A 7,125-nucleotide genomic window follows, 5' to 3' on the forward strand; every position below is an offset into this window, starting at 1 on the left:
TAATCAACCTAGGCTTTGATTGACCGCAAAGCCTTCCGGATCCGGCCATTCAGCGTGGGAAATGGCCAATATCTTGAAAAGGCTGCCCATTCCGGTCGCTTCGACCAGTCGATCACGCCCGGCAGCCAGTTCGTCCGCCTGTTCCGGTCGGCTGGCCGACAAGGCCTGGGTCCGAGCGTCGATTCCGAGGGCTTTTAGCCAGCTCCCTTGCTCCACCGGACCGCTGACGCGCAAATCGCGCATACGTGCCAGATTGGCGAGTTCGACAAAATTCACATGGGCCGTCAGATCATGCATGCCCGGATTTTCAAATGGATCTGCATATTCATGCGCCCGAACCGCCTGCAAAGTGCTGCCAATCCCGGGAAGCGTATATCCATAATCGGCAATCAGCATCGCTCCGCCATTCGCTGCAATGCGGCCAGCCAGTTCATACATGATCGAACTTGCAGCAGGGCAAGTTTCATAAATGCTTGGGCTTGGAGCATTTCGGAATTCCGACGGAACAATCTCATCCATCGCGGTCATCCCGGGCGTTGCCATGAATTTGGTACCGCGGTCGCGAACAACGACACGCTCGCGCCAGCCCGAATGCGTCGACACCAGTTGTCGAACGGGCAAAGCATCGAAAAACTCGTTCGCTACAATCAACAGTGGTGCATCGTAAGGGATGTCGTCGACGGTATCCAGAAACGTGGCATTGGCTACGGCCTGTGCCTGCATTTCTCTCAGCGCTTCGCTGGTCTCAACGAATAAAACTTCTGGCGCAAAATTGAACTGTTGCATCGATCGCATGGCATCCGCCGCCAACGTACCACGCCCCGGGCCAAGTTCGACATATTTGCAGTCTTCGGGGCACCCGGCCCGCATCCAAATATCTGTCAGCCAAAGACCAATCAATTCGCCAAACATCTGGCTAATTTCGGGCGCGGTTATGAAATCGCCATTGACGCCTAGCGGATCACCCTTTGCATAATAGGCCTGATTGGCCGCCTGCATGAAATCCGCAACGCTTATAGATCCAGACGCCTCAATCTGCTTGGCAAGCCGCGCGGCGAGGTTCGCGTTGTTAGGCGACACTACCCGCTCCGGCTACCGGTTCGACGCGCTGCCGGCGCCCTTTGGCCGTCAAAACAAGATACAGCCCCACCAGCAGCATCGGAATCGTCAGCCATTGGCCCATACTCAAGCCGGTCTGTTCGACAACATGCTGTAAATGGGCATCAGGTTCGCGAACGAATTCGATGCAAAAACGGGCCGCACCGTAAATCAGCGCCGCTGTGCCGAAAAGGAAGCCCGGCTTGTATCGCGCATCGGTCTTGAAAAAGAGAGGCCACAAAATCGCTGCCATCAACAGCCCTTCGGCACCCGCCTCGTAAAGCTGGCTTGGATGGCGAGGCAAATCGCCGCCATTGGGGAAGATGATTGCCCATTTGACGTCGGTTACCCGACCCCACAATTCACTATTGGCGAAGTTTGCAAGGCGCACGAGAAACAGTCCGAAGGGTATGCAACAGGCGATATAATCACACATGCGCAGGAACGAGAGGCCGTGCTTGCGGGCCATCAGCCAGATCGCAAAGATCGTACCCAGCGCTCCGCCATGCAGTGACATCCCGCCTTCCCACAGCTTGAAGACTTCAAGTGGCGTCGCCAGCATGCCCGGCTGGTAGAATAGAATATATCCAATGCGGCCGCCCAATATGATACCAAGCGTCGCGTACAAAATCATGTCATCGGCATGTTCGCGCGACATTGGGGAACCGGGCTTTCGGATCAATTTGGTCAGCAGCCAGTAACCCAACAGAATCCCGAACAGATAGCCCAGAGAATACCAGCGCAATTCGAAAATGCCGAGGTCCAGAGCCACCGGCCCAACCCCCAGATCGGTAAATTTCAGATAGTCGCCTGCAGCTGCGGCGGCCGTTGCAATAAACAAGTCGCATCCCCTCTTGGATTTGCGGACCTATATAGCCAAAAGGGGCACATAAAAAAGAACAAAGGAGAGATTCGCCATGCCGACTGCACTAGATCTGGCAATTGACAACACCGTTGCCCGTTTGATGGAAAATGGCGGGCCATTGTCAGTGACACATGTCGAGAAATATGGCGTGCAAATCCCGATGATCGCGCAGGCTCCCGCAAACCTGCGCGACTATTTCGACATGTTCTGCGCGCTTAACGCCGACAAGGAATTTCTGGTCGACGGCGATCTCAGATTCACTTTTGCAGAATGCCACGCAGCGGCTCGCGCGCTGGCGGGTGGGTTGAGCGAAGGATATGGACTTCGGGTCGGTGATCGTGTCGGCATAGCAGCACGCAACTCTGCCAACTGGATCATCGCCTATATGGCTATCCTGATGGCAGGCGGCGTCGCAACGTTGCTCAATGGCTGGTGGCAGGGCAGCGAGCTGGCCGAGGGCATCCGCATGGTCGGATGCAAATATGTGCTTGCCGATGCTCAGCGCGCTGCAAGACTACAGGGCGAAGATGTTGGCAAAGCCAATCTACTGATTTTCGAACATGACTGCGTTCCGCTTGAAGGGCTGAAAGTCCTGCTCGCGAAAGGTGGAAATGCTGAAACGGCTTTGCCGCCTATCGCTCCCCTTGATCCGGCAACAATCCTTTATACCTCAGGTTCAACTGGCCAGTCGAAGGGCGCTTGGTCCGACCACCGCGGCGTGGTGCAAGGCGCGATGAGCTATGTGGGCCAAACATTAGTGTTTTTCGAGATATTGGCATCAACAGGCGAAGCGCCGACGATGCAGCCAGCAACCTTGCTCAACGTGCCATTGTTCCATGTCACCGCAGCCGTTCCGGTATTGCTGCAAAGTTTCGTTATCGGTCGCAAACTTGTGATGATGCCTAAATGGGATGCAGAGCATGCCATGCAGCTGATTGAAAAGGAAAAGATCACCTATTTCGTTGGCGTACCGTTAATGAGCATCGAGATTGCAACGCATCCCAATCGGCTGAAATATGATTTGACGTCGTGCACCGCCTTTGCCGCAGGTGGAGCCCCCCGCCCGGTCGAGCATGTGAAGCGCATCAAGCAGGAAATGGAATGGGGCTTCCCGCTTTTGGGCTATGGCCTCACCGAAACCAACGGTGTTGGCTGCGGCAATTTCACCGACAATTATCTGGCAAAACCTTCAAGCACCGGGCCAGCGACCAAGCCCTTGGTCGATTTGGCGATCCTTGATGACGATGGAAACAAGATGCCCCAAGGCGAGCGAGGAGAAGTCTGCATTCGCTCGATCGCTAATTTCAACGGATATTGGGAGAATGAAGAGGCAACCCAGGCTGCGTTCACATCCGACGGTTACTTCCGCACCGGCGACATTGGCTATCTCGACGAGGATGGCTATCTGTTCATCGTTGACCGGAAGAAGGACATCATCATTCGCGGCGGTGAGAATATCAGTTGCCCCGAGGTTGAAGCCGCAGCTTATGAACATGATGCAGTCGCCGAATTGTCGGTCTTTGGCATTGCCGATGACCGCTTTGGCGAAGTTCCGGGACTGGTATATTTCACCAAAGAAGGAAGCGAGCTTTCGCCCGACGAACTGAAGAGCTTCCTCCAGGCCAAGCTGGCGCCATTCAAGGTGCCTGTTCACTTTTGGCGCGTGCATGAGCCGCTTCCACGGCTTGGCACCCAGAAGATCGACCGGGTTACATTGCGTCGGGAATATAATGCAAAGGTCAAGGAACTCGAAGATTAGAGCTTTCTCCTCTACCCCGCTTCTTTTAAGCGCCATCATATGACGGAAAATGGGCTCGGCCGAAGGCGCCAACGCGACATCATTGATCGCAATGCGGTGGCGGATGAAATTTCTGCCGTTCTCGCCGACAGTTCGGTCAGCGAGCAGCGCAGCAAGGCACTTGCAATCTTGCAGACCGCCTTGCGCGAAGGACGCGAGGAAATCTCCCGGCGCTTGATCGCTATGCCGTCGACGGGGCGCAGCAGCGCCACCGATCAAGCCTTTCTGATCGACCAGATTATCCGCGTTGCCTATGATTTTGTCACGACCTCGCTGTTTCCGGTCGCCAACCGTTCTGCAGCCGAAAAAATCGCGGTAGTCGCGGTCGGCGGATATGGTCGTGGGGAGATGGCACCGCACAGCGACGTCGATATCGCCTTCATCACACCCTATAAACGCACCGGCTGGACCGAGCAGGTCGTCGAGGCAATGCTCTACTTCCTATGGGATTTAGGGCTGAAGGTCGGACAATCTAGCCGTTCGATCGACGAGACCATCAAGATGGCGCTCGAAGACCTAACGATCCGAACTGCCCTTCTCGAGGGCCGGTTTGTTTGGGGGGATCGCGAGGTATATGAGGAGGCCTCGATACGCTTCTGGAACGAAGTGGCCGCAAAAACCGGGGCTGACTTTGTCGCACAAAAAATGATCGAACGCGATGAGCGCCACAAACGCATGGGAGACAGCCGGTATGTTGTCGAACCCAATGTCAAAGACGGAAAAGGCGGCCTGCGCGATTTGCACACGCTCTATTGGATCGGCAAATATGTACACCGGGTAAGGTCACCTTCAGATCTGGTCGAAGTGGGGCTGCTGACCCGCGAAGAATATCGGAAATTTGAAAAAGCCGAGAATTTCCTCTGGGCTGTGCGCTGCCACATGCACGACATTTCGGGACGCGCAGAAGACAGGCTGACATTTGATCTGCAGCGCGAAGTTGCCGAACGGATGCGTTTTTCGCCGCGCCCTGGTCGTTCTGCCGTTGAGCGGTTCATGCAGCTTTATTTTTTGAATGCAAAAACGGTTGGTGATCTGACCGGTCTGTTTCTGGCACATCTGGACGAGGCTCTCGGTAAAAAGGGCCGCCGGTTCCTTCCGAGCTTCTCACGCAAACCGCGCAAACTCCACGGTTTCATACTGGATCGTGGTCGGTTGGCGCTGCCCACCGATGATTTTTTCCAGACCGATCCGGTTCGTCTAATCGAAATCTTCCACCTTGCCGATTTATACGCGCTCGAAATCCATCCACTCGCGATGCGGGCTGCGCGGCGCGATGCGCGACTGATCGATCAGAAAATCAGGCGCGACGATCGAGCGAACCAGCTGTTTCTCGACACCTTGTGTTCGCCCCGAAACCCCGAAGCCGTACTGCGATGGATGAATGAAGCGACGGTTTTTGGCCGCTTCATCCCCGATTTCGGACGGGTCGTCGCACAAATGCAGTTCGACATGTACCACCACTATACCGTCGATGAACATTCGATCCGCGCTATCGGCCTGCTCGCAGAAATCGAGCGTGGAGACCTTAAGGAAGACCATCCGCTATCTACTGCGATCGTCCGTCAGATTGTCAGTCGAAGGGTCTTGTTCGTGGCCGTGCTGCTGCACGATATCGCGAAAGGGAGAGGCGGAGATCACAGCGTTCTCGGAGCAGAAGTCGCATTCCATCTGTGCCCGCGCCTTGGGCTTAACGAGGCTGAAACCGAAACCGTCGCCTGGCTTGTCCGCCATCATTTGCTGATGTCAGCGACAGCATTCAAACGTGATCTGTCCGACTTCAAAACAATATTGGACTTTGCGCAGACGGTAACCTCAGCGGAGAGGTTGCGGCTTTTGCTGGTCTTGACCGTGGTCGACATTCGCGCGGTTGGGCCTGGTGTTTGGAATAGCTGGAAGCGTCAGCTATTGTCCGACCTTTTCGAGGCGACCGAAGAGGTGCTTCGGCTTGGGCACAAGCAAAAAGGTCGCGAAGAACGGATCGCAAGCAAGAAAGACGCATTACAAAATACGCTCAACATCGCGCCTGACAAGTTCAAGCGGCTCTCGAAACGGATGCCTGAGGCGTACTGGATCGCCGAACCCGATGACATTATCGAACGCAACATCCGGCTATTGCAGGCAAACGATCTTGAACCGCTGGCGATCGATGCCTGTTATTATCCGGACCGCGGAGCGACACTGATTACAGTGCTGGCCGCCGACCATCCCGGCCTTTTCTACCGCATTGCTGGCGCCATTCATCTTGCTGGCGGAAGCATCATCGATGCGCGGATTCACACGAGCACCGATGGTTTGGCCGTCGACAACTTTCTGGTTCAGGATCCTTGGGGTAGGCCCTTCCAGGAACATGATCAAATCGAACGCCTGAAACATTCGATCGGCGATGCCTTGGCAAACAAAAGCAAATTGTCGCCCAAGTTGATGGCCAAGCCTGTAGCTTTGCGACGCGCAGAAGCCTTCAAGATTGCACCGTCGGTGCTGGTGGACAACAAAGCGTCCAACCGATACACCGTGATTGAGGTGAATGCGGCTGATCGCCCCGCTTTGCTCAACAATCTGGCGCTAGCGCTATTTCAATCAAAAGTGACGCTGCACAGCGCGCACATCGCGACTTACGGCGAACGCGCCGTCGATACCTTCTATGTCACTGACCTGTTCGGCGGCAAGATCGAGAACAAGGCGCGGCTGAAGGCGCTCGAATCCCGCTTGCTGGAAGCCGCCACCGGCACCGGCCACGATCTCAAGGCGGTCGCCTGACACTTTTGCAGTGCACACGCAATTCTCGGACTTCCGGATAACGCACGCGAGAAGCACCATTGCGTGGTGCGTTGGGCCACACTGGCCTTTGGTTTTTCCAATCTGTCCGTGCCGCACCAATGTTGTCGGCATGAGCAACAATCAAAAAATACAAAAAAAAAGGGCCAGCGGTTAGGCTGGCCCTTTTTCCTATTCGCTTATTGCGAAGTGATTACATGCCCGAACCCGGACCGTAGCTCACTTCAACACGACGGTTCTGCGCTTCGCGCACACCATCAGCCGTCTGAACCAGCGGAGCTGTTTCACCGAAGGCTTCGGTAGCGATCACGCCGCCCGGTACACCCTTTGATTCGAGGTACGAACGAACAGTGTCGTTACGACGCTGCGAGAGACCGACGTTGTAGCTTGCTGCACCCGACTTGTCGGCGTGGCCGGCAAGCATGACGCGTGCATTGCCGCAATTTGCATACTGGGCAACCGCGTTGTCGAGGGTCGAGGCTGCGTCAGGACGCAGGTTCGATTTATCCCAATCGAAGAACACGATGTAGGGACCCGAGTTGCAAACCGGACGCGGCGGCGGCGGCGGGGCAACTGGCTCCGGCTCCGG

At 55.6% G+C, this 7,125-nt stretch carries 5 protein-coding genes; 2 read left to right on the top strand and 3 right to left on the bottom strand.

From position 1 onward, the window contains the following. Positions 1 to 3: 3 nt before the first annotated feature. Together ABL922_RS07300 and lgt are read right to left on the bottom strand one after the other, a co-directional pair. Entirely contained in the window at positions 4 to 1,080 is a 1,077-nt protein-coding gene (locus tag ABL922_RS07300) for an SAM-dependent methyltransferase (protein ID WP_349023551.1), read from the bottom strand. Beyond that, positions 1,070 to 1,939 carry a prolipoprotein diacylglyceryl transferase gene (lgt, locus tag ABL922_RS07305; RefSeq protein WP_349023552.1) on the bottom strand — a complete coding sequence of 290 codons (870 nt, stop codon included), beginning with the start codon at positions 1,937 to 1,939 and terminating at the stop codon, positions 1,070 to 1,072. The genes ABL922_RS07300 and lgt overlap by 11 nt, the downstream gene beginning before the upstream one ends. Before the next feature lie 76 nt (positions 1,940 to 2,015). Between lgt and ABL922_RS07310 the strand changes: the two genes are divergently transcribed. Beyond that, positions 2,016 to 3,722 carry a class I adenylate-forming enzyme family protein gene (locus ABL922_RS07310; protein ID WP_349023553.1) on the top strand — a complete coding sequence of 569 codons (1,707 nt, stop codon included), beginning with the start codon at positions 2,016 to 2,018 and terminating at the stop codon, positions 3,720 to 3,722. 39 nt (positions 3,723 to 3,761) lie between these two features. Next, complete coding sequence (locus ABL922_RS07315) at positions 3,762 to 6,518, top strand: [protein-PII] uridylyltransferase (protein ID WP_349023554.1); 2,757 nt, start codon at positions 3,762 to 3,764, stop codon at positions 6,516 to 6,518. A 211-nt stretch (positions 6,519 to 6,729) separates the two neighbouring features. On the opposite strand, the gene ABL922_RS07320 is transcribed toward ABL922_RS07315, so the two are convergent. Further along, positions 6,730 to 7,125 (bottom strand): OmpA family protein (locus tag ABL922_RS07320; protein WP_349023555.1); only part of this gene is annotated, 396 nt, incomplete at its 5' end.

Origin of the sequence: Sphingorhabdus sp., from assembly GCF_040079335.1 — a bacterium.
GTDB lineage: Bacteria > Pseudomonadota > Alphaproteobacteria > Sphingomonadales > Sphingomonadaceae > Sphingorhabdus_B.